This window comes from Nostoc sp. FACHB-152, assembly GCF_014697475.1.
GTDB lineage: Bacteria > Cyanobacteriota > Cyanobacteriia > Cyanobacteriales > Nostocaceae > Nostoc_B.
The window spans coordinates 1-21,452 of the sequence record NZ_JACJRV010000007.1 but is presented as its reverse complement, the minus strand read 5'-3'; the positions used below and the strand labels follow the sequence as shown (position 1 = coordinate 21,452).

16 protein-coding genes and 1 pseudogene are annotated in these 21,452 nt (G+C 40.4%); 6 read left to right on the top strand and 11 right to left on the bottom strand.

Going from position 1 to position 21,452, the window contains the following annotated elements:
* The first annotated feature begins 109 nt into the window (after positions 1 to 109).
* Positions 110 to 2,266: a DNA helicase RecQ gene (gene recQ / locus H6G76_RS08545; RefSeq protein ID WP_190698403.1), complete on the top strand. Its 2,157-nt coding sequence runs from the start codon at positions 110 to 112 to the stop codon at positions 2,264 to 2,266.
* Positions 2,267 to 2,383: 117 nt separating this feature from the next.
* Here recQ and H6G76_RS08540 read toward each other — a convergent pair whose 3' ends face one another.
* Positions 2,384 to 2,554 carry a hypothetical protein gene (locus tag H6G76_RS08540; RefSeq protein WP_190698400.1) on the bottom strand — a complete coding sequence of 57 codons (171 nt, stop codon included), beginning with the start codon at positions 2,552 to 2,554 and terminating at the stop codon, positions 2,384 to 2,386.
* A gap of 854 nt (positions 2,555 to 3,408) precedes the next feature.
* On the opposite strand from H6G76_RS08540, the gene H6G76_RS08535 reads away from it, so the two are divergent.
* Together H6G76_RS08535 and H6G76_RS08530 are read left to right on the top strand one after the other, a co-directional pair.
* Positions 3,409 to 5,385 (top strand): long-chain fatty acid--CoA ligase, encoded by a 1,977-nt coding sequence (locus tag H6G76_RS08535; protein ID WP_190698397.1) that lies wholly within the window; start codon positions 3,409 to 3,411, stop codon positions 5,383 to 5,385.
* A gap of 35 nt (positions 5,386 to 5,420) precedes the next feature.
* Positions 5,421 to 5,870, top strand: coding sequence for a YlqD family protein (locus H6G76_RS08530; RefSeq protein ID WP_190698394.1), 450 nt, complete (start codon positions 5,421 to 5,423; stop codon positions 5,868 to 5,870).
* A 48-nt stretch (positions 5,871 to 5,918) separates the two neighbouring features.
* Here H6G76_RS08530 and H6G76_RS08525 read toward each other — a convergent pair whose 3' ends face one another.
* Positions 5,919 to 6,434: a hypothetical protein gene (locus H6G76_RS08525; protein WP_190698392.1), complete on the bottom strand. Its 516-nt coding sequence runs from the start codon at positions 6,432 to 6,434 to the stop codon at positions 5,919 to 5,921.
* A gap of 495 nt (positions 6,435 to 6,929) precedes the next feature.
* On the opposite strand from H6G76_RS08525, the pseudogene H6G76_RS08520 reads away from it, so the two are divergent.
* Positions 6,930 to 7,703: pseudogene (locus H6G76_RS08520) on the top strand (ATP-binding protein); the annotation flags it as partial.
* A gap of 192 nt (positions 7,704 to 7,895) precedes the next feature.
* Here H6G76_RS08520 and H6G76_RS08515 read toward each other — a convergent pair.
* The 3 genes from H6G76_RS08515 to H6G76_RS08505 all read right to left on the bottom strand — a co-directional run bounded on the left by H6G76_RS08515 (position 7,896) and on the right by H6G76_RS08505 (position 10,748).
* The gene (locus H6G76_RS08515) at positions 7,896 to 8,726 is read right to left on the bottom strand and encodes an IS5 family transposase (protein ID WP_313934756.1); all 831 of its coding nucleotides are present in this window, start codon (positions 8,724 to 8,726) and stop codon (positions 7,896 to 7,898) included.
* Positions 8,727 to 8,872: 146 nt separating this feature from the next.
* Positions 8,873 to 10,210 carry a TRAP transporter large permease subunit gene (locus tag H6G76_RS08510; protein ID WP_190698385.1) on the bottom strand — a complete coding sequence of 446 codons (1,338 nt, stop codon included), beginning with the start codon at positions 10,208 to 10,210 and terminating at the stop codon, positions 8,873 to 8,875.
* Entirely contained in the window at positions 10,194 to 10,748 is a 555-nt protein-coding gene (locus tag H6G76_RS08505) for a TRAP transporter small permease subunit (protein WP_190698382.1), read from the bottom strand. Before H6G76_RS08505 ends, H6G76_RS08510 begins: the two co-directional genes overlap by 17 nt.
* A 405-nt stretch (positions 10,749 to 11,153) precedes the next feature.
* On the opposite strand from H6G76_RS08505, the gene H6G76_RS08500 reads away from it, so the two are divergent.
* Positions 11,154 to 13,742, top strand: coding sequence for a PAS domain S-box protein (locus tag H6G76_RS08500; RefSeq protein WP_190698380.1), 2,589 nt, complete (start codon positions 11,154 to 11,156; stop codon positions 13,740 to 13,742).
* A gap of 5 nt (positions 13,743 to 13,747) precedes the next feature.
* Here H6G76_RS08500 and H6G76_RS08495 read toward each other — a convergent pair whose 3' ends face one another.
* From H6G76_RS08495 to H6G76_RS08470, 6 genes are all read right to left on the bottom strand, one after another.
* The gene (locus H6G76_RS08495; protein ID WP_190698377.1) at positions 13,748 to 14,479 is read right to left on the bottom strand and encodes a cation diffusion facilitator family transporter; all 732 of its coding nucleotides are present in this window, start codon (positions 14,477 to 14,479) and stop codon (positions 13,748 to 13,750) included.
* 165 nt (positions 14,480 to 14,644) lie between these two features.
* Positions 14,645 to 15,130, bottom strand: coding sequence for a PEP-CTERM sorting domain-containing protein (locus H6G76_RS08490; protein ID WP_190698374.1), 486 nt, complete (start codon positions 15,128 to 15,130; stop codon positions 14,645 to 14,647).
* Positions 15,131 to 15,394: 264 nt separating this feature from the next.
* On the bottom strand, positions 15,395 to 17,356 hold the full coding sequence (locus H6G76_RS08485) for an alkaline phosphatase (protein ID WP_190698371.1): 1,962 nt from the start codon (positions 17,354 to 17,356) through the stop codon (positions 15,395 to 15,397).
* Between the two features lie 46 nt (positions 17,357 to 17,402).
* Positions 17,403 to 17,606: a hypothetical protein gene (locus tag H6G76_RS08480; protein WP_190698369.1), complete on the bottom strand. Its 204-nt coding sequence runs from the start codon at positions 17,604 to 17,606 to the stop codon at positions 17,403 to 17,405.
* Complete coding sequence (locus H6G76_RS08475) at positions 17,603 to 18,415, bottom strand: cation diffusion facilitator family transporter (RefSeq protein ID WP_190698366.1); 813 nt, start codon at positions 18,413 to 18,415, stop codon at positions 17,603 to 17,605. The genes H6G76_RS08480 and H6G76_RS08475 overlap by 4 nt, the downstream gene beginning before the upstream one ends.
* Before the next feature lie 310 nt (positions 18,416 to 18,725).
* Entirely contained in the window at positions 18,726 to 19,193 is a 468-nt protein-coding gene (locus H6G76_RS08470) for a DUF3011 domain-containing protein (protein ID WP_190698363.1), read from the bottom strand.
* A gap of 576 nt (positions 19,194 to 19,769) precedes the next feature.
* On the opposite strand from H6G76_RS08470, the gene H6G76_RS08465 reads away from it, so the two are divergent.
* The gene (locus H6G76_RS08465; protein WP_190698360.1) at positions 19,770 to 21,137 is read left to right on the top strand and encodes a cysteine desulfurase-like protein; all 1,368 of its coding nucleotides are present in this window, start codon (positions 19,770 to 19,772) and stop codon (positions 21,135 to 21,137) included.
* Positions 21,138 to 21,452 lie beyond the last annotated feature (315 nt).

Sequence of the window (21,452 nt, the reverse complement as noted above, 5' to 3'; positions counted from 1 at the left end):
AATTCACACCCAAGCACAGAAAGGATTTTGTGCTTTTATAATCTTGGTATCCACTACCTACGCAAAAAGCACCAAAAATGCGTAGGCGTAGCCCGTCGTAGACATCGCCATGCTTCAGTATCCCAATCTCGAACAAGCGTTAAAATATCACTTCGGTTACGATCAGTTCCGTCCGGGACAGCGAAAAATTATCGAAGATGCGCTACAAAATCGAGATTTGCTGGTAGTGATGCCAACGGGTGGGGGAAAATCTTTGTGCTTTCAACTACCAGCGTTAATCAAAAAGGGATTAACAGTAGTGGTATCGCCGTTAATTGCGTTGATGCAAGACCAAGTTGAAGCACTGCGAAATAATAATATTAGTGCGACGTTTCTTAATAGTAGTTTGAATCCTTATCAAGTGCGATCGCGGGAAGATGCCATCCTCAATGGCAAGGTAAGATTACTCTACGTCGCCCCAGAACGGCTGATGAGTGAAAGGTTTTTGCCGTTTCTGGATTTAGTACATCACCAAGTTGGCATTTCTACTTTTGCAATTGATGAAGCGCACTGTGTTTCTGAGTGGGGACATGATTTTCGTCCAGAATATCGCCAGTTGCGCTCATTGCGATCGCGTTATCCGAATGTTCCAACAATTGCATTAACAGCAACGGCTACTGAACGCGTCCGTTCGGATATCATTCAACAAATCGGGTTAAAGCAGCCTAGTATTCACATTGCTAGTTTTAATCGCCAAAATCTTTATTACGAAGTCCGTCCTAAAACTAAATATGCTTACGCTGAATTATTAGAACTGATTCGAGAAATTGACGGTTCAGCTATTATTTATTGTCTAACTCGCAAAAAAGTTGATGAATTAACTTTTAAACTGCAAAATGATAAAGTTTCCGTTCTTCCTTATCATGCCGGATTAAGTGACGAAGAACGCAGCAATAATCAAACGCGATTTATTCGAGATGATGCGCGGGTGATGGTGGCAACTATCGCCTTTGGCATGGGAATTAATAAACCAGATGTCCGCTTAGTAATTCATTATGATATTCCGCGTAATTTAGAAAGTTACTATCAAGAATCTGGCAGGGCTGGTAGAGATGGCGAAGCATCACGTTGTACTATCTTTTTCAGCTTTGGTGATATCAAAACTATTGAATGGAGTATTAACCAAAAAACTGATGCCCAAGAACAGTTGATTGCTAAACAACAACTGCGGCAAATGATAGACTACGCTGAAGGGACAGATTGCCGTCGTACAATTCAACTAGGTTATTTTGGCGAAAGGTTTCTGGGAAATTGCAACAATTGTGATAATTGTCGTCATCCCAAACCTGTAGAAGATTGGACAATTGAAGCCATGAAGTTTTTATCTTGTGTGGCGCGTTGCAAAGAAAGATTTGGGATGCTGCATATTATTGATGTGTTGCGCGGGGCAAAAAATCAAAAGATTACGCAATACGAACATGACAAGCTTTCTACCTATGGTATCGGTAAAGATAGAAGCGTTGATGAATGGCGAATGTTAGGGCGATCGCTTTTACATCAAGGTTTGCTAGAACAAACTAATGATGGTTACTCTGTTTTAAAATTAAATGCCCACAGTTGGGAAGTCATGCGACGACAACGCAAAGTTGAAATCGCTATCTCTGCAACGCCAAAACTAACTTTAATCGAAGATAATCCCAAGTTGGCTGAGGCAGAAGAACTATTATATAGATTGCGATCGCTGCGTAAGCAATTAGCTGATGAACAATCTGTACCGCCCTACGTTATCTTTCATGACTCTACATTAAAGTTGATGGCACAGGTACAACCTAAAACTTTAGTTGAGTTTGGCAAGTTATCGGGTGTAGGGAGTCATAAACTTGCCCAATATGGTGATAAGTTTTTAGCAGAAATTCGTGCTTATCGTAATGCTAAAAATGCGGTTAATCAAGCTGCTGAAGATATACCCTCAGTCAGTTTAATTTCTGGTACAGAATTACAAACATTACAGCTACATCAACAAGGTTTAAGTGTTAGCGAAATTGCCAAAAAACGAAAACTTAGCCCAGCTACCATTGTGAGTCATCTAGCCAAATTAATCGAAAAAAATCAGCCTGTAGATATAAACCAGATTGTGCCTTTAGAACGTCATCAAAAAATTTGGCAGATTTTAGAAGTTCTTGGCGATATTCCCTTGACTCCACTTAAAGAACAACTTGGCACTGCCTATTCTTTTGAAGAAATTCGTTTAGTAAAAGAGAAGTGGCGACGGGACAAGCGCAAATAAAATGAGTTGAGATGACAAGGCGATCACACAAATTAAATAATTATCATCAAATCAACTTGAGTTTCTTTTTAGGTAATTATTCCCCTAGCGATCGCCTGAATCAATTAATTAGCTTTTTTAAACTGCATCTATCAAATTAGGCATTTCAGAACTCGACGCTGGTAATTCAATAACTGATTGAGATTCTGATTTAGTTTTGTTTCCCAAAATTACCGACAACATTTTTGGCAACATCAGACAAGCAACAGTATTCAGCAGCGTCAGCAATAGCCCATCTATCAGACTCATATAAACGCTCTCCTTCAAAAATCTGTTTGTTATTTATCTAGTGTGAAACATAATTAGTCAAATGAGTTACATAAGCGATTTTGATTTTCTTTTGGTATCTATAAGCTAGTTCAATGTTTAGTTTTGTAAACCACAAGCTCCTTGACTTTTCAAAGAAGTCGGAGATCTAAAAGCGATCGCATCAAATTCTCGTATTGTTAAACACTGCTGAATTTCCTGCTGATAGGGAGTGGAATTTTTATGATACTAATAGCGAATAAAAAGCAAAAAATTATCCCTTTTTAATCAGTCTCCTTAGATACAAACTTTTAGTGAACAACAAGATCCCCAACTTCTTTAAGAAATCGGGGATCTAAGTCTTTGTCTATTATTAGCTAGAACATCTAGAACAAAAACGCGGACTGAATTTGCAAAATTGGCTACCTGTCAATGAATAAACCGTGCAGTAGGGAAAAGCAGTAATTTCTATTCTGGCGTTTTCTGAATTCGTAATTGTAGATGCTTTAGGAGATTTTGTCTTAGCCAGAATTGTAGAAAGAAGTTTAGGGAAGGCTACACAGGCGGCGGAACTGATCAGGGTTAAGAACACAGCATCTTGGAAAGTTATAGGTAATCACCCCCATTGAATATTTAGGTGGTCACTATTTTGCGTGGCAAACATCAGTCTCAGCAGAGATTAGAGAATGCATTGCTTCCAGTTTATATAAATTCACTTTAACATAAATTTTTATCAATACAACCGGGGATTTTGTGAAATAGCTGACACAATCCGCGATGTAAATAATAAGGAAGGATATCGTAGCTTAAGAGCAGAATAAACTGGCAAATAATTACTACACTTTAGGTAATGTTGTATGACAAACACCGAAACTGCGCCGTCCATATTATCTAACATCAGCCCCAGAGAAAGTCAGGCATTACAAAGTGCGATAGATTACTCAAAAGTAAATTTACTATCGGAGATTTGGCCTTTAGCCGCCAGAAAATTTGGTAATATTGTGGCGTTGAAGAATCCGCACTCTAAGCCAGAAACAGTAATTACTTATGCCCACTTAGCAGATCAAATTCAACAATTTGCGGCTGGGTTGCAAGCGTTAGAAGTCAAAGTAGGCGATCGCATTTCTTTAATTGCTGATAACAGTCCTCGCTGGTTCATTGCCGACCAAGGCATCATGACTGCTGGCGGAGTTGACGCAGTACGGAGTTCCCAAGCCGAAAAAGAGGAACTGTTGTTTATCATTGCCAACAGTGGCAGTACAGTTTTAGTAGTTGAAGATTTAAAAACCTTTAATAGACTGCGCGATCGCTTAGATGATTTACCAATTCGGGTAGTTATCTTGCTTTCTGATGAAACCCCACCAACCGACGACTCTCTGAAAATCCTCAATTTTTCCCAGTTACAAGAAATTGGTGGGAATCATACCCTAGTGCGAGTCAAACAAGATCCTAGTTCCTTGGCAACCTTAATTTATACATCTGGTACTACAGGTAAACCTAAAGGTGTAATGTTGTCGCACAGCAATTTAATGCATCAAGTGAAAAGCCTCCGGGCAATAGTTCAACCAGAACCAGGCGACATTGTTTTAAGTATTCTCCCTACTTGGCACAGTTATGAACGTAGTGGTGAATACTTTTTACTCGCTCAAGGCTGCACCCAAATTTACACTAACTTGCGTTCTGTAAAACGCGATTTAAAAGAATTTAAGCCTCATTTCATGATTGGTGTGCCTCGGCTGTGGGAATCGATCTATGAAGGAGTACAAAAGCAGTTTCGTGAACAACCGCAAAGCAAGCAACGCCTGATTAATTTTTTATTGGGCATGAGCGAAAAGTATATCAAAGCGCAGCGCATTGCCCAAGGATTATGTTTAGATCATGTCAATGCTTCAGCCATTGAACGAGCCGCAGCTAAAGCCCAAGCATTAACTTTGTTGCCGTTTCATCTTTTAGGCGAAAAGCTAGTTTATGCCAAGGTGAGAGAAGCCACAGGTGGACGCATCAAACAAGTTATTAGTGGTGGTGGTGCATTGCCAAGGCATATTGATAACTTTTTTGAAATTATTGGTGTAGAAATTTTACAAGGTTACGGTTTAACAGAAACTTCTCCCGTGACTAATGCCCGTCGTCCTTGGCGGAATTTTCGTGGTTCATCCGGTCAACCAATTCCTGGTACAGAAGTAAAAATTGTAGATCCTGAAAACCGCCAGCCTCTACCAACAGGACAACGAGGTTTGGTGTTGTTGAAGGGGCCGCAAATCATGCAGGGTTATTACCAAAACCCCGAAGCAACAGCAAAAGCCATTGATCCTGAAGGATGGTTTGATAGTGGCGACTTGGGTTGGTTAACACCAGACAATGACTTAGTGCTGACTGGCAGGGCAAAAGATACAATTGTTTTGACCAACGGGGAAAACATCGAGCCACAGCCAATTGAAGATGCCTGTTTGCGATCGCCTTATATTGACCAAATCATGCTTGTAGGGCAAGATCAGCGCAGTCTCGGTGCTTTAATTGTCCCCAATCTCGAAGCCTTAGCAAAATGGGCCGAAAGCCAAAATCTATCCTTGGATATACCAAATGAGAATATTACCTGTTCATCAGGTGAAAAAATTAACCTGGAGAGTAAAATAATCCAGGATTTGTATCGGCAAGAATTGAATCGGGAAGTGCAGAACCGTCCTGGTTATCGTATAGATGACCGCATTGGGCCATTCCGCCTGATTTTAGAACCGTTTTCTATTGAAAATGGCTTGATGACCCAAACTCTAAAAATCCGGCGACACATTGTTGCAGATCGCTACAACGACCTGATTAACAGTATGTTCCGATAATTACAAATACACACTTTATAGAGTGAACGTGAAATATGGATGTCTCCAACCCCAATCTGCTTTTAAAGCGCATCGTTAATGTCAAAGTGATTGTTACTCCCTTGTGGAAAGAGGAAGTACAGCAGCAATTGCAATCACAAATCAACCAACTAGATCAGCAATTGCAACAACTTGACATGGAAGGGCAAAGAGCGATCTCCGCCATTCAAAAGCAGAGTATACAACCACCCAGCCCCCAAACCCTCCAACAAATTGACAATATCCAGCTGCAAGTCAACCAAAAGAAAAGTGAATTTCTAGAACAGAAAAATCAAATGCTGCAAAATCTTCAGCAAGTACAGTTGCTGGAGTTGGATCAAGAAGTCAATCAATTTCAGATGGAAGGCTTTTTCCGTGTTGAACGTGGCGATAACTTGATTAGCAAAATGCAAGTCGAAATCGTGCTACGCGATGGAGTTATCGAAGATATTCGCGGCGATCTCTAAATTTGTCCTTTGTCATTTGTCCTTTGACCAATGACCAATGACGAATGACTAATTACATTGTTTGTTAAGGCGACTCCCAGTTTTACATTGTATCTGGGAGCCAGCCCAAATAATTTGCCAAACAGGTGGAGAACTAATTAACAGCGATCGCCCAAAGGTATTCATCTCTACTCTATATTTAATAAACTTGGCTGATTTGCGCTTGGCAGGGATATGCGTAATTGTTACCAAAGCCTGGTTGTGTTGTGGATAAACTACCTCTATCTTATGAGTTCCTTTTTCTGGCTCTACATCTTCAATTACACTTAGTGCCAAGTTTGTAGGATTACTGCCTTGAAGCACAGAATTTAGACTATCTAAAGGTATAGTTTGATAATCAACTCGTTCAGGGTAAACCTCACTATTTTCAGAATTATGCATGACTGAAAATTGAGGTTTCTCTTCATCTGCTGTACTTACAAGATTTGCCGGAGTTTGATGGTAAGTAATATACAGACTAGTACCAGCAGTAGCAAAGATACTGAGTACCAAAATTATAAAAAACTTCCACTTGATTGAAAGCATAAACTATACACAAATTTCCAACAGAGTAATTGGTAACTTTGAATTTTAAATTGAAATTTAGCCACTAATCCTCTACCATTCGCCGTGAAAATATAAATAAATATAACAACGCTATTTAGCTAAAAACTTGTAGTATGTATTGTTAGACGCTTAACCCTCAAAAGACAATACCTTATAGACTCTGATAGCTGCTGAAAGTTCCTGTAAGCATATAAAAATCCGATTTGATTATCGAAAAAATCTAAGTATATGTATGGTGTGTTATGGCTTTAGCCTAACGCACCGTCTTTCAGGTCTTGGTGCCGTACTCTCGTCAATAAGACACCCTACGTGTGTTTCATAAATCAAATATGAGTCCTATACATCAATACTCTGTTCAGTTCGTCATTTGTCATTCTTTATTTGCAAAGATGATTTACAATTCCAACCGTTCAATTGTCTACCTATATCCGTAAGTTTGCGATAATATGACGCTAAATTCAGCTGATCATATTTATGACCTCGAATTTTGCGCTTTTAAAGCGGATATACAATGTTTTTGACCCATTTCGCCCTTTACCCGCAGGCGATCCCGCTTATGTTGATTGTACAAAAGTGCGGGGAGACGGGGACATATTAGTAGAAATCGGCAGAGAGATTTTATACTCAGACAGAATGACCTCGCAACTTTATGCAGGTCATCGCGGTGCTGGTAAATCTACAGAATTGCTGCGGCTTCAGAAATTTTTAGATGAGCAAGGTTGCTTTGTAGTTTATTTTCCCGCCGATGAAGAAGATATCGATCCAGAAGATGCTCAATATACTGATATTCTTTTAGCTTGTACCCGCCACTTAGTAGAAGCATTAAAAAAACAGACTTCCCCGACTAGTTTATTGAATTGGTTAAAAGACCGTTGGCAAGATTTAAAAGATGTAGCATTAACTGAAGTTTCTTTAGAAAGCTTAAGTATAGAAACTCAGATTTCACAATTCGCCAAATTAACAGCAAATTTGCGAGCAGAACCGACTCAACGCCAAAAAATTCGAGAACGCATTAATCCCCATACAGTTACTTTGATTGCAGCGTTAAATGAGTTTATTCAAGATGCTAAAAATAACTTACCTTCAGGATATTCTCAACTAGTATTAATTGCTGATAACTTAGACCGAATTGTACCCATACCGCAAGAAGATGGACGCACAAACCACGACCAAATTTTTCTCGACCGTAGCGAACAACTGCAAGCTTTAGATTGTCATTTGCTGTACACAGTACCAATATCTTTACTAGAACTCTTGCATAAATATTTTCTGGTATAATAAAGGGTTATTTTTCTGCACGTTAGAGAAGTTCAAATAGCCAAAATTTACAAAATTCCTAATATTATCTATTGCTAGAAAATAACGAACTAAAAAATTGACATAACAACCTGATTCAGCAATTATTTATTGACTGAATTTTCAGGATTAATGAAGTTTTATTTAAGCTTTTAAAGCTAATTCAAAATTGTAGATTCCGGCAATTAAATTAGACCTTAAACCAAATCTGCGATGACGATTACGATATTGGTTAGATAAAATATTGAAAATCTTCAGACGACGATTAACGTGTTCAACAACAATTCTTAATCGGTTCAGTTCTCGATTAAATTCTTTCTGTTCTTTAGCTAACTTTTTTCCTTTCGGTTTCTTAATCGGTGTTTCACTTAATTTATGAATTTTGGCAATGCCTTGATATCCTTTGTCCGCTATAACTTTTAGTAATTCACAAAACCTTACACCACTGGTTTTAAATAATCGAAAATCATGAATTCTTCCTTTACCATGCCCTAAACAGATGATTTGGCTTGTTTTTTGGTGAATAACTAATTGGGTTTTTAAAGTATGTTCTCCAGTTTTACCGCTAAAAAATTTCTTTTGACCTCTTTTTGGTCTTTCAATTGGACTTTCAGTCACATCCATCACAACCAAATCTTCTTGAGAAGACATCTTTAATAGTTCTTTCTTTCCTGGTAAGCTAAACTTTCTTGAACTAATCAAAATGTTTTCAATTTTATACACTGTTCGACATACTGCGGATTCTGAAAGCCCCCAATCCAATCCGATATGGTAATAGGTGCGGTACTCTCTCCAATATTGTAGAACCATCAAAACTTGGTCTTCAATAATTAATTTCGGAGTACGACCTGGTTTCTTTTTCTTTTGAGTCTCAGCTTTAACTACATCAACCATTAATTCAAAGGTTTGACGGCTTACTCCACTCATGCGCTTAAATTTCTTTGAAGTCAGCTGTTTAGCTCTCCCAAATTTCACTGCTAATCGAATTTATTAATTACAAATTGTCAAACCCTTAATCATACCACAAAACACTTTTGCAAGAGTTCTATAGCAGGAGTATTTTTAACGCAAAGTTACGCAGAGAGTAATTAACTTGAGTTCGGGTTAATTAAGAGTTTATTTTATCCTCCTAATGAGGGTAAGAAACTGACAATTCCAGGGAAAATTATGATGAGTACCAGCACTAGAAGTTGCAGCAAAATAAATGGTACTACACCGCGATAAATATCTGAGGTTGTGACTTCTGGTGGTGCTACACCTCGTAGGTAAAATAAGGCAAAGCCAAAGGGAGGTGTGAGGAATGATGTTTGCAAATTTGCACCCAAAACTACACCGTACCAAACTAAGTCAATTCCTAACTTTTGGGCAACTGGGACAAATAAAGGAATTACGATAAACGCAATCTCGAAAAAGTCGATGAAGAAGCCAAGGATAAATACTACGGTCATGCTAACCAGCAAAAAGCCGACTTTTCCGCCAGGGAGGTTGGATAAAACATCAAACATAAATTGATCGCCGTTCAATCCCCGGAAAACTAAGCTAAATGCTGTGGAACCAAAGAGGATAAAAACCACCATACTGGTGATTCGCAAGGTAGTATCGCAGACTTGCCGTAAAGATTCTAAACTGAGTTGACGATTAGCCAATGCCAGTGCGATCGCACCTGCACAACCAACTGCACCTGCTTCTGTGGGTGTGGCAAAGCCAAAAAATATACTTCCCAATACTAATAAAATCAGGATTAAGGGCGGTATCATCACTTGAATCACCCTTTTACCCAAGGCTTTACCGCCAATTTCTCTAACTTCTTTAGGTAAAGCAGGTGCTACATCTGGTCTGAGAAAAGCCACAATTAATACATGAAGCGCAAAAGCACTAGCCATCATCAAACCGGGAATCACAGAACCAATAAATAAATCCCCTACCGATACACCCAGTTGATCGCCCAATACTACCAACACCACACTCGGCGGAATAATTTGTCCCAAGGTTCCTGATGCAGCAATTACACCAGTAGCTAATTCTTTGTTGTATCCATAGCGCAGCATGATTGGTAGAGAAATTAAACCCATTGCGACAACTGTGGCGGCTACTACACCAGTGGTTGCTGCTAATAATGCACCTACCAACACGACGGCTAACGCTAGTCCACCACGCAAGCGTCCTAACAAAATCCCCATCGTTTCTAGAAGTCTTTCAGCAATGCCAGACTTTTCTAACATTGCTCCCATAAAAATAAAATAGGGAATTGCTAACAGGGTATAGTTAGCCATAATGCCAAAAATTCTCTGTGGCATCGCCGTCAGAAATATCGGGTCAAATACACCTAACCCAATTCCCAACAATCCGAATAAAATGGCTACCCCACCCAATGCAAAAGCTACGGGATATCCTGAAGATAATAAAACCAAAGCACCAGCAAACATCAGTGGCCCCAGCCATTCATAATCCAGTGTCATGGTTTTCCTCCTGGGGTTCTAGTCTGCCTTGAATAATTGCTAAATTTTTAATTGCTTGCGAAATTCCTTGGATAATTACCAATACAAAGCCAACGATAATCATGGCTTTAATTGGGTAGCGGGGCAATCCACCCGGATCAGATGAGGCTTCCTGAATCTGCCATGATGCAACAATAGTATCCCAAGAAAAAATAATCACCATAATGCAGAAAGGAATTAAGAAAAATAGAGTTCCTAATAAGTCTGCAATTGCTTTACGCCGACGTGGCCAATTACTATAAAAAATATCAACGCGGACGTGTTCATTATGTTTGAGAGTATAAGCTGCCCCTAAGAAAAAAATTAAATCAAAAATATACCATTGAGTTTCTATATAAGCGTTGGAAGTTAGATTGTTACCAGTAATCCGCCCTAAATATCGCCCGATAACATTCCATACGCCTAGGATGACCATTACTAATACTAACCAACTGGCATATCGACCAATCCGTTCTGTAAAAGTATCAATAATTCTCGATATTTTTAATAATTTTTCCAAGACCGCTTTTACCTATTGAACTCCTGTAAAAGTAGTTTACAGCGCAATAGTAAGGGTCAATCCGCTAATTTTGTCAGGATTTTTTAGTAAAAGTCAAGACGAGAAAACTGAAAAAGCCTGATTATTGGTTATTTTCAAGGTTTCAGGTTTAAGTTTAGACAAATAATTTAGGGGTTAATGCTAGCAAAATATCAACAACTAAACCTCTTACCTAAGTATTTAAACTTACTCCGCCTCAAGACAGATTTTTGTTTAGCTAAAAGTAATACCAATTCGCAATTCGCAATTCGCAGTTGAAAAACTCAGAGTTAGCAAGACTTTCCTTGGTTCCATCTGTCGCATTCTTTTTTCAAATTGGTATAAGATTGAATGGAATTGACCGTGTATATATACGGGAAGTACCTCATGAAGCGGGATAGCACAGGTAAATTTGTTAGTAATTGGGAATCTGAAGCCAAACAGCGATTTAGTGTGACACTTACCGCTACTGCCTGGCAGTTGCTAGAACAAGAGGCTCAAAAGCAAGGAATTTCGCGTTCAGAATTGGTTGAACAGGTTGCCCGTAGCTTTGCTCAACCAACTGTAACCCATAAAGATCACAGAGAAACAACACCAGAAGCCGAGAGTAAGCTAGTAGCAGCATTAGAAAGTATTAGCGAAAAGCGGTTCCGCCGCCTTGTGGAATCTAATATGTTTGGTGTGGCCTTCGGTAACTTTACCGGAGGAATTCACTACGCCAATGATTATTTCCTCAATATGGTTGGCTATAACCGAGAAGATTTGCTCTCAGGTAATATCCAATGGATGCAAATGACTCCACCAGAATTTTTGCCCTTGGATGCCAAAGCAATAGAAGAACTGAGAACCACAGGCATTGCTACGCCGTTTGAGAAAGAATACATCCGCAAAGATGGTACCCGCGTACCAATTCTGATTGGGTCAGTCTTACTACAAGAACCCTACGATCAACAACAAGAAATTATTGGTTTCTTTTTAGATTTAACCCAACGTAAGCAAGCAGAAGTAGGATGGCGAGAAGGAAGGCAAATTCTCGATGCGATTATGGAATACATTCCTGAAGGTATTACCATTGCCGATGCACCAGATGTCACCATTCGCCGTGTGAGTAAGTATGGGCAGGAGTTAATTGGGCGATCGCCTGACATAATCGAAGGAATTCCGGCAAGCCAACATCCAGAGAAGTGGGGTTTTTTCTGCGCTGACGGCATTACCCGCCCTACACCAGAGGAATTACCCTTAACCCGTGCAGTGAAACATGGCGAAGTTGTCACAGATGAGGAGTGGGTAATACAGCGTCCCAATGGTGAAAAAATCAGCATCCTCTGCAATGCTGGGCCAATTCTGAATCAGGATGGACAGAGAAGGGGTGGTGTAATTGCTTGGCGGGATATTACTGAACGAAAACAGGCTGAGGAAAAACTGCGGCAAGCCCTACAAAGGTTAAATTTCCATGTTGATAACACGCCAATGGGAGTAATTGAGTGGGATCGAGACTTTCGCGTGATTCGTTGGTCTGAGGCAGCAGAACGCATCTTGGGATGGACAGCAGACGAAGCTGTTGGCAAGCTGTTAACAGAGTTACGATTTGTTTTTGAGGAAGATGCCGAGGCAGTCGGTAAAGCTTGTGAACGCCTTGTAATTGGGGAAGAAACGCAAGTGTTTTCCTACAACCGCAATTACAGAAAGGATGGTTCGATAGTTCATTGTGAGTGGTATAATTCCAGCTTGAAAGACGAATTTGGGCGAATGAATTCAGTATTATCGCTGATATTAGATGTAACTGATCGCAAGCAAGCAGAAGCTGAACGAGAGCGTTTATTGCAACAAGAACAAGCAGCACGGGCAGAAGCAGAACAGGCAAACCGCATCAAAGATGAATTTTTAGCAGTGCTGTCCCATGAGTTGCGTACACCCCTCAACCCCATCCTTGGATGGTCGCGGTTACTCCAGACCCAAAAATTAAACCCAGCAAAGATAACTGAAGCTTTAAACACTATCGAGCGTAATGCCAAATTACAAGCCCAACTGATTGAAGATTTGTTAGATGTGTCTCGAATTCTTCAAGGCAAATTGAATCTGAATGTTACCCCTGTCGATTTGACCTCGGTAATTAGCGGCGCGATGGAAACGGTACTACTGGCGGCTGAAGCTAAGTCAATAAAAATACAAACGATGCTGGCCTCGAATGTAGGAGAAGTTGCTGGCGATTCCAGCCGCTTACAACAAGTTGTTTGGAATTTACTCTCGAATGCGATTAAGTTTACGCCAACAGGAGGGCAAGTAGAAATTAAACTAGAACGCTTTGACTCTATGGCGCAAATTAAAGTTAGCGATACTGGCAAAGGCATTTCTTTAGAGTTTCTCCCTTATGTTTTTGATTACTTCCGTCAGGCTGATAGTACAACAACCAGAAAGTTCGGTGGTTTAGGCTTAGGGCTGGCAATTGTCCGCAATTTAGTGGAGTTGCATGGTGGTACAGTATTTGCTGACAGCCCAGGAGAAGGAAGAGGAGCAACCTTTACAGTGAGATTACCACTAATGCTGACTCAATCTCCAACAAATCAGGATGGTAGAAAGATGGAGCAAGCTTTAGACTTAAATGGCATCAAAGTTTTAGTAGTAGATGATGATGCTGATAGCCGTGAGTTTGTGGCTTTTGTGTTGGAACAAGAAGGCGCAAACGTAGCAATGGCAGGTTCCGCAATTGAAGCACTTGCAGCTTTGAGCCAGTTTCAACCAAATATCTTGTTAAGTGATATTGGAATGCCACAAATAGATGGCTATATGTTATTGCAGCAAGTGAGAAAGCTACCACCAGAAAAAGGCGGAAATATCCCAGCGATCGCATTAACAGCCTATGCTGGAGAAATTAATGAAAAGCAGGCGATAACAGCAGGTTTTCAAAAGCATATTTCTAAGCCTGTAGAACCAGATGATTTAGTTACTGTAATTGCTCAACTGTTGACTAATTAAAGAGTTCATTTAATTAGTTCCTCCAAAGTTGGAAACAAAGCTTTTTCTGCCAAATCGCGATCGCCACAAATTTCCGGTGGTAAATTACACATACAAGCACCGTTAGTAATATCGCTAATTTGACCCCGCAGCGATTTCACACTCTCAATTACTAAATAAGCCGCAAAAAAAGTGATGACTGCTGCGACTAACAAACTGATGACTCCATCCGCCCATGTCCAGTTTAACCACAGCACGGCGATCGCAGCTAACACCGCACCGATGGAACTGGCGATATCTGCCACGATATGCAGAAACACACCCCGAATATTCAGGTCATGATGGCTACATCCATGCAAATACAAAGCGTTAAAGCTGTTAATTCCCAAGCCCATCAAAGCAGTTGTTAACATCGGTATCCCCAGAATCTCGACATCTGGAGATTGCAGTCTCACCAAAGCTTCTTTGACAATCCAACCTGCAATACAAGCTAGACTAATGCCGTTAATCAAAGCTGCTAAAATTTCTGGGCGATAACGGCTGAAGATAGTTTGTTTAGATATTGATTGAGATAGCCAGGATGCAATAATTGCTAAACCTAAAGCGGCGACATCAGACAGAAGATGTTCGGCATCTGCCAGTAGTGATAGACTGTGACTCCAAATTCCGACACTCAATTCCACACAAAAGAAGACACTGAGTAACACTAAGGCTGTCCACAAAGCCTGAGATTTTTGCTTTACTTGGCTTGATTGCATCAAGTCTGACCTAAATTACTTACTGAGTTTCAACTTTAATCCTAAATCATTAGGTTACATACTCATCTATTAACAGCATATAAGGTGGGTCAAATGCCCACCTTACAAAAATGATTGCTTGATTGTGCAATTTTATGTTATTGAGCGATCACTATGCCAACGCCTTTAGCTAACTTTCGTCTTTTTAGCAAAGTGTTTCTTTTTAGCCACCAAAAAACCTAATCCAACAATAGATAACCCTAGCATGGCGCTTGGCTCTGGGATGGAATGGGCAGTGTAAGCAACAGTTTGAACAGTGGCGACATCAATAAAATTTTCAGCGTTGACTGTGAAAACATCAGGCACTACAAATTGCAATCCCAAACCCTGATTTGGGGGAATTTTCCCCTGTAAGTTGGTAAAAACTGATGCCAAAGAATCATTAGCTTCGGTATATGTCTTTCCACCATAGGAAGCAAAAATCTTTAGTCCTTCGGCAACTGTAACTAATTGGTCTTTTGTAGCTGCTTGATCGAATGAAAAATTACCGACAAGAGTTTTATCAGTATTAGAGAAATCATATCTAATGATTGCAGCTTGGGCAGGTAATGTTTGCCCAACAGCAAAAGTTAAAACAGTTCCTATTGTTGCAACAGCTGATCTTCTGAACATGATTTTTACCTTAATAATTTGCAGAGGCAGAGATGCGTTCAAAAGGGTGTAGGGGGAAGGGTGTGGGGTGTAGTGACCCAAGTTTAAAAATATGGGATTGAAAACAAGGATGCACTCATTTCATCGCACTTCGTGTGTCGAAATACATCTTTTTTTAACTGGGCTTTAGACCCAGAACTAAAGTTTTTTCTCCATCCCCTACACCCTACACCCCACACCCTGTTTTTGTGGTACACATCTCTGCAATCAAAAGCGTTAAAGCTCTTAAGCTGCGGAGCCTGTCAGAGCAGCTTTCATTGTTCGGAAGATATGGCTTTGGTCTACTACACCTCGAATGCCAGGGATAGTATAAGTACCAGAGCTATCTGTAAACTGGACATTCTGCCCCAAAAGTTTAGTTAGCGCTGAAGAATAAGCACCTTGATAGTAGACAGGTACTAATCGACGGCTGTGGCTACCCCAAAGATATTTGTATCTTGGGTCAGAACCCCAGAAGTGACCAGCATCTTTAGGATTGTGCTTGTTGTATGTGATTTCCTTGGCGTTATATTTCAATCCTCTGGCTTGATTAGGATTAGAATTACGCTGAAGCCTTGATACGAAGTCATTATTCAAAGTTAAATAATGGTCGTGGTCAGCAGTCACTAGTAAAAGATTTTTACTCCAACCACCATGACCATTAATCCAGGTAATAACCTCTTGGACTGCTTTATCAAAGTCGTTCACAGCACCAATCAGGTTATCTATGTTATCGTCATGCGCTGCCCAGTCAATATCGCCGCCTTCCACCATTAACCAAAAGCCATCTTGGTCTTTTCCAAGCACAGTCAGAGCAGCTTTTGTCAAATCAGCCAAAGTCGGGTTTTCATTTACTTCTCTAGCGATAAAGCTAGCGTCTGTTTCACCAGGCGACAGAGGACGAACTGTATCAGGCGCGGGCAAGTTTGGTTCAATTGGATTGCCTTTTTTATCAACCACAGGTACACAATCTTTATAAGTACCAGGAATGATCTTTCCAGATGGACAAACCGGAGGAGTCCCACTTGCGCCTCTAACAACAGAGGTGTAGAGCGAGAAGTTATCTAAACCTGTGGTACTGTAATCACCTTTAGATGAACTTGTAGGAAGATTACCATTTTGCCCACGAGCGCCATAGAGGCCAAATAACTTACCTCCCTTATTAGGATCAATTTTTTTAGCTGTGTCTAGCAATTTCTGAGCAGCATTTGGGCCGCGTTCGACAAATGTGTAACCGTAGCGATTAGTTGTGGGAGTGGGGTTATTGTGTAAATGCTCGTAAGTATCTTGGGTAATGTAGTTGTAATTGTAGGTTGGGCCTACATTAGTTTTATTTTCAAAATCTAAGGGGTGTCCACCACCTAACAAGACATTGGGCTGGAAGTTGAGTAATATCTGTTGCAGAATGCTGTCTTGGTTAGTTTTAGTAGGGTCGTAGACACTATCATACTTGCTACGACGATTAACAAAAGAAGCAGCAGCACCGGGAGTCGCATGACTGACAGGTACTGAGGTAACTAGACCTGTAGATTTGCTATTTTCTTTTCCAATTTCCAAGATGGTTTTTAACTTCTGCTCGTAAACGTCTACCCCCATCGCATTGTTATAGCTCTTTACACCCGTGTATAAAGTGGTGGCAGTATTAGCAGAGTCGGGATAGCTATACTTGATGTACTCTTTGTCATATTTACCAGGATTCGCAGGTGTGAGAGGAATCCAAGGAGCAGGGCCACCTCTGTTAACGTCGTAACCTGTGATATTACCAGGATCTTCAGTACCACCATCAAAATAAATACCTGGATTGAAGGGGGTAGGTTTGAATGAAAAGTCTGGTCGCTCCGGACTTTTACCAGTCAAGGGATTAGAGCCATCTAGGGCAGAGTTACCTGTTAAATGTATTTGAGTCGGATTAGTTGGTGTATTGCCCTGAATTGTTGTGCCGTAAGTACTGACCAACCCATATCCAGTTAAGTTTTGAAAGCTCAGACCAGAGCCTTTACCACTAGTATACATGGGAGTGCCTTTAGCTAATGCTGCGGCTCTCGCCATTTCCCAACCCATACCATCGCCAATCATGATGATGACGTTAATTCCGTTGCCTGATGCTAAGGCAGAACTAGGATTAGCAAATGTCAGCAGTGTGCTAGAAAAAAGGCAAGCCATAGCAAAGCCAAGCACTCGCCTATATTTTTCCAAAAATGAAATCATTGCAGTGCGCCTTTGATTTGTTATTTAAGTAAGTGTTTGCAGTTAACTATTGGTAGAAATTGGGTTCCGTGTGGCTAGATAAAAATTCTGGTGGGTTGTTTGGCAAGGTTGTATAGTTTAGTTGGGAAGTAACTAGTGGTGGTTCTGCCGTTCCCCAAGATACTAAAGTTGCCAGTACTATGCCAGTTACGAACCAACATAATAAGAGCCAGTATTTCTGGAGCCAGTATTTCTGCACTAATGAAATCATCGGATCAGTTCCTCCAAAGATGGGAATAAAGCTTTTTCTGCCAAATCGCGATCGCCACAAATTTCTGGTGGTAAATTACACATACAAGTACCGCTAGTAATATCGCTAATTTGACCCCGCAGCGATTTCACACTCTCAATTACTAAATAAGCCGCAAAAAAAGTGATGACTGCTGCGACTAATAAACTAATGACTCCATCCGCCCATGTCCAGTTTAACCACAGCACGGCGATCGCAGCTAACACCGCACCGATGGAACTGGCGATATCTGCCACGATATGCAAAAACACACCCCGAATATTCAGGTCATGATGGCTACATCCATGCAAATACAAAGCGTTAAAGCTGTTAATTCCCAAGCCCATCAAGGCAGTTGTTAACATCGGTATCCCCAGAATCTCGACATCTGGAGATTGCAGTCTCACAACCGCTTCTTTGACAATCCAACCTGCGATACAAGCTAGACTAATGCCGTTAATCAAAGCTGCTAAAATTTCTGGGCGATAACGGCTGAAGATAGTTTGTTTAGATATTGATTGAGATAGCCAAGAAGCAATAATTGCTAAACCTAAAGCGGCCACATCAGAGAGAAGATGTTCTGCATCTGCCAGTAGTGATAGACTGTGACTCCAAATTCCGACACTCAATTCCACACAAAAGAAGACACTGAGTAACACTAAGGCTGTCCACAAAGCCTGAGATTTTTGCTTTACTTGGCTTGATTGCATCAAGTCTGACGTAATGTATCTGCTGGAATTTATATCCAAAGATATCTCTTTAGTCAGATGCTGGCGTGCAGAAAGCACCATTCTTAAATACCTGAGTAGCAGTACATTCTCGTGCCTAATGTACCAATCTCAAGGTTAACGCTTGAGTAAATAAGGTTTAATAGGAGGTAAAACTAAATAAAAACTTGTAGAGTTTCTACAATCAAAATGATAATAATTATTATTTTCATAAGATATGGCGATCGCTGAAAACAGTGAACAGTAAACAGTAAACAGTGATCACGGCGGATGGTGAGGTGTTTCACCTTCATATAAACACCTCATTCTTTATTGATAACTGATAACTGATAACTCGATCGCCATAAGCCGTGGGATGGCTGTATGTTAACTTCTAGCGACGGCGTATATATATCCAGTTATCTGGTCTGTCATATCTATCGTTCCTGTAATAACTATCCTCTCTGTCATACCTGTCTCTTCTGTTATATCTATTGTTTCTGTCGTACCTATCGTTTCTGTTGTACCTATCGTTTCTGTCATACCTACCGTTTCTGTCATATCTGTCTCTTCTGTCATACCTATCGTTTCTGTTATTGCCAACTGCAAACTCAGCGCGGCAACCATTTCTCACCCAGATACGATTTCTTCTGTAGCCCCAATTTCCTCTACAACTGGCATCAGACAATTGCCTAATCAATCTGACTCTGCCGCTTGTAGGTACTGAACAAGTATTTCTGCGATTATTCTGGCTGGAACAAGTTATTACTTCTTGTGCTGAGGCAGGAGTTGCAACACCAAAAATTGTACCGATACCAACACTGGCAGCCATGACGATAGCTGCAATTTTAGTAAAACGCATAACGATACCTAATATTAGATTGCTTCAAAAGTTATGAGCAAGAACTATAGTCATTCTAACGAACTGCATTAATAGTCAATTTTTAAATCAAATGAAATGCAAAGAATATTTGCAATCTCTGAACAATACCCTTCATTCTGGAGATGTTAAACAAGTTTATATTTTTAGTGGTGAATTGATCCCATACTAAAATACTTGGCTAAAGAGTCTTATATTGTCGATTCTTCAATGAATATACAGTGAAACATAGATAAAATTGAGTATTTTTACTAGCAAGTAATTATTGCTAAATCTATATCTAAGAATTAAATATTATTAACTAGATTTAACAAGAAACACTTTTTGTTGAATTAATAGTTATCTTGAATCTGACAGCGAAGTATATTTTTTAGTTATGACCTGCTAGCTTGCTGAAAGCTGGCAGAGATATATTAGGTATTCTTTAAGTAAAGATAAGGTGCATTTGTTAATAAATTTTGTATATTTAGCCACCCTTTGCTTTTCAGAAAATACCAAATTTAATCTTTTGCTGCGGCTCAAAATATAGGTAAAACATTATCAACCTAGGAGTCTGCTATGGAACGTCTCGACCTAAAATGGATACGTGGTCAGTTTCCTGCATTGACACAAAAAGTTAACGGTCAACAGGCGATTTTCTTTGATGGGCCAGGTGGTACTCAAGTACCGGGGGCAGTACTGGATGCGATGAGTGATTATCTGGTGAGGTCAAATGCTAATGCTCATGGTGCTTTTGTAACAAGTAATCGAACAGATGCGACGATCGCCTCGGCACGTGCTGCGATCGCTGATTTTTTGGGATGCAGTAGTGATGAGGTGGTATTTGGTGCGAATATGACCACCCTCACCTTTGCGTTGAGTCGTGCTATTGGTCGAGAACTGCAACCAGGTGATGAAATTATTGTGACGCGGCTTGATCATTACGCTAATGTTTCCTCTTGGTATGCCTTAGAAGAAAAAGGTGTAACTATCCGCGTTGTTGACATTCATGTTGATGATTGCACCTTAGACATGAGCGAACTAGAAAAGTTAATTAATCCCCGCACAAAGTTGGTTGCTGTCGGTTATGCTTCCAACGCTGTAGGGACAATTAGCGATGTTGCAGCGATTGTGCGTTTAGCTCATGCTGTAGGTGCTTGGGTATTTGTTGATGCAGTTCACTATGTACCTCACGCACCGATTAATGTACACGCTTTAGGTTGCGACTTTCTCGCCTGTTCTGCTTATAAGTTCTTTGGCCCCCATGTCGGTATTTTGTATGGTAAACGAGAGCTTCTTGCACGTTTGCAACCATATAAAGTTAAACCTGCACCTGATGAAGTTCCCTCGCGCTGGGAAACAGGTACTCTTAATCATGAAGGGTTAGCAGGAGTAGTTGCCGCAATTAACTATTTAACTAAACTCGGTTGTCATGTTTCACCTTCAATTGATAACGAGTTAGTTGCAGCTTTAATTGAAGCCGACAAAGAAGGGTTGCAAACGTTTAGCTGTCCCCGGTTTCTGAAATCACCAGAGCCATCAAGCATTACCTCGGCTTATCACAGCCGCCGGGCAGCATTAGTTACTGCGATGTCTGCCATTCAACAATACGAACGGGAACTCAGCCACAAATTAATTCCTGGACTTTTAGAAATTCCGGGAATCAGCTTTTATGGCATAACTGACCCAACTCGCTTTGCTTGGCGAACACCCACAGTCGGAATTCGGCTGGCTGGGAAAACTCCTGAGAGTGTGGCTAAAGCATTAGGCGATCGCGGTATATTTACTTGGCATGGACATTTTTATGCGATCAGTTTAATAGAGAAGTTAGATGTAGCAGCTAGTGGCGGCTTACTTCGTATTGGACTAGCACACTACAACACTGTCGAAGAAATTCATCAGTTGTTGCATATATTGCATGAAATCGCATTGCTTCCTGATGAGTGAAACTTTTCAGCAACGGGGCTATTCCAGCCCCGTGAGGTTTTATGAATACTCACCTAGATGACTACGATTTAGTATAAAAAAATGGTAGAGTAATTGACCCTAGTCAATCTTTAAATGGACATTTTGATGTTGTGGTAAGGAATTGACTTGCGATCGCTACAAAAAAACTTGTGTTGTTAGATCACTAACTTGTGTTGTTAGATCACTAACTTGTGTTGTTAGATCACTAACTTGTGTTGTTAGATCACTAACTTGTGTCGTTAGATCACTAAATTAACGTGAGTTCGATGAACCTCTCCCCAACCCCTCTCCGAC

What these genes read in the sequence shown, in the direction of transcription:
- recQ (WP_190698403.1), top strand. Translation starts at nt 110, where the DNA reads ATGCTTCAGTATCCCAATCTCGAACAAGCGTTAAAATATCACTTCGGT.
- H6G76_RS08540 (WP_190698400.1), bottom strand. Translation starts at nt 2,554, where the DNA reads ATGAGTCTGATAGATGGGCTATTGCTGACGCTGCTGAATACTGTTGCT.
- H6G76_RS08535 (WP_190698397.1), top strand. Translation starts at nt 3,409, where the DNA reads ATGACAAACACCGAAACTGCGCCGTCCATATTATCTAACATCAGCCCC.
- H6G76_RS08530 (WP_190698394.1), top strand. Translation starts at nt 5,421, where the DNA reads ATGGATGTCTCCAACCCCAATCTGCTTTTAAAGCGCATCGTTAATGTC.
- H6G76_RS08525 (WP_190698392.1), bottom strand. Translation starts at nt 6,434, where the DNA reads ATGCTTTCAATCAAGTGGAAGTTTTTTATAATTTTGGTACTCAGTATC.
- H6G76_RS08510 (WP_190698385.1), bottom strand. Translation starts at nt 10,210, where the DNA reads ATGACACTGGATTATGAATGGCTGGGGCCACTGATGTTTGCTGGTGCT.
- H6G76_RS08500 (WP_190698380.1), top strand. Translation starts at nt 11,154, where the DNA reads ATGAAGCGGGATAGCACAGGTAAATTTGTTAGTAATTGGGAATCTGAA.
- H6G76_RS08495 (WP_190698377.1), bottom strand. Translation starts at nt 14,479, where the DNA reads ATGCAATCAAGCCAAGTAAAGCAAAAATCTCAGGCTTTGTGGACAGCC.
- H6G76_RS08490 (WP_190698374.1), bottom strand. Translation starts at nt 15,130, where the DNA reads ATGTTCAGAAGATCAGCTGTTGCAACAATAGGAACTGTTTTAACTTTT.
- H6G76_RS08485 (WP_190698371.1), bottom strand. Translation starts at nt 17,356, where the DNA reads ATGATTTCATTTTTGGAAAAATATAGGCGAGTGCTTGGCTTTGCTATG.
- H6G76_RS08480 (WP_190698369.1), bottom strand. Translation starts at nt 17,606, where the DNA reads ATGATTTCATTAGTGCAGAAATACTGGCTCCAGAAATACTGGCTCTTA.
- H6G76_RS08475 (WP_190698366.1), bottom strand. Translation starts at nt 18,415, where the DNA reads ATGGTGCTTTCTGCACGCCAGCATCTGACTAAAGAGATATCTTTGGAT.
- H6G76_RS08470 (WP_190698363.1), bottom strand. Translation starts at nt 19,193, where the DNA reads ATGCGTTTTACTAAAATTGCAGCTATCGTCATGGCTGCCAGTGTTGGT.
- H6G76_RS08465 (WP_190698360.1), top strand. Translation starts at nt 19,770, where the DNA reads ATGGAACGTCTCGACCTAAAATGGATACGTGGTCAGTTTCCTGCATTG.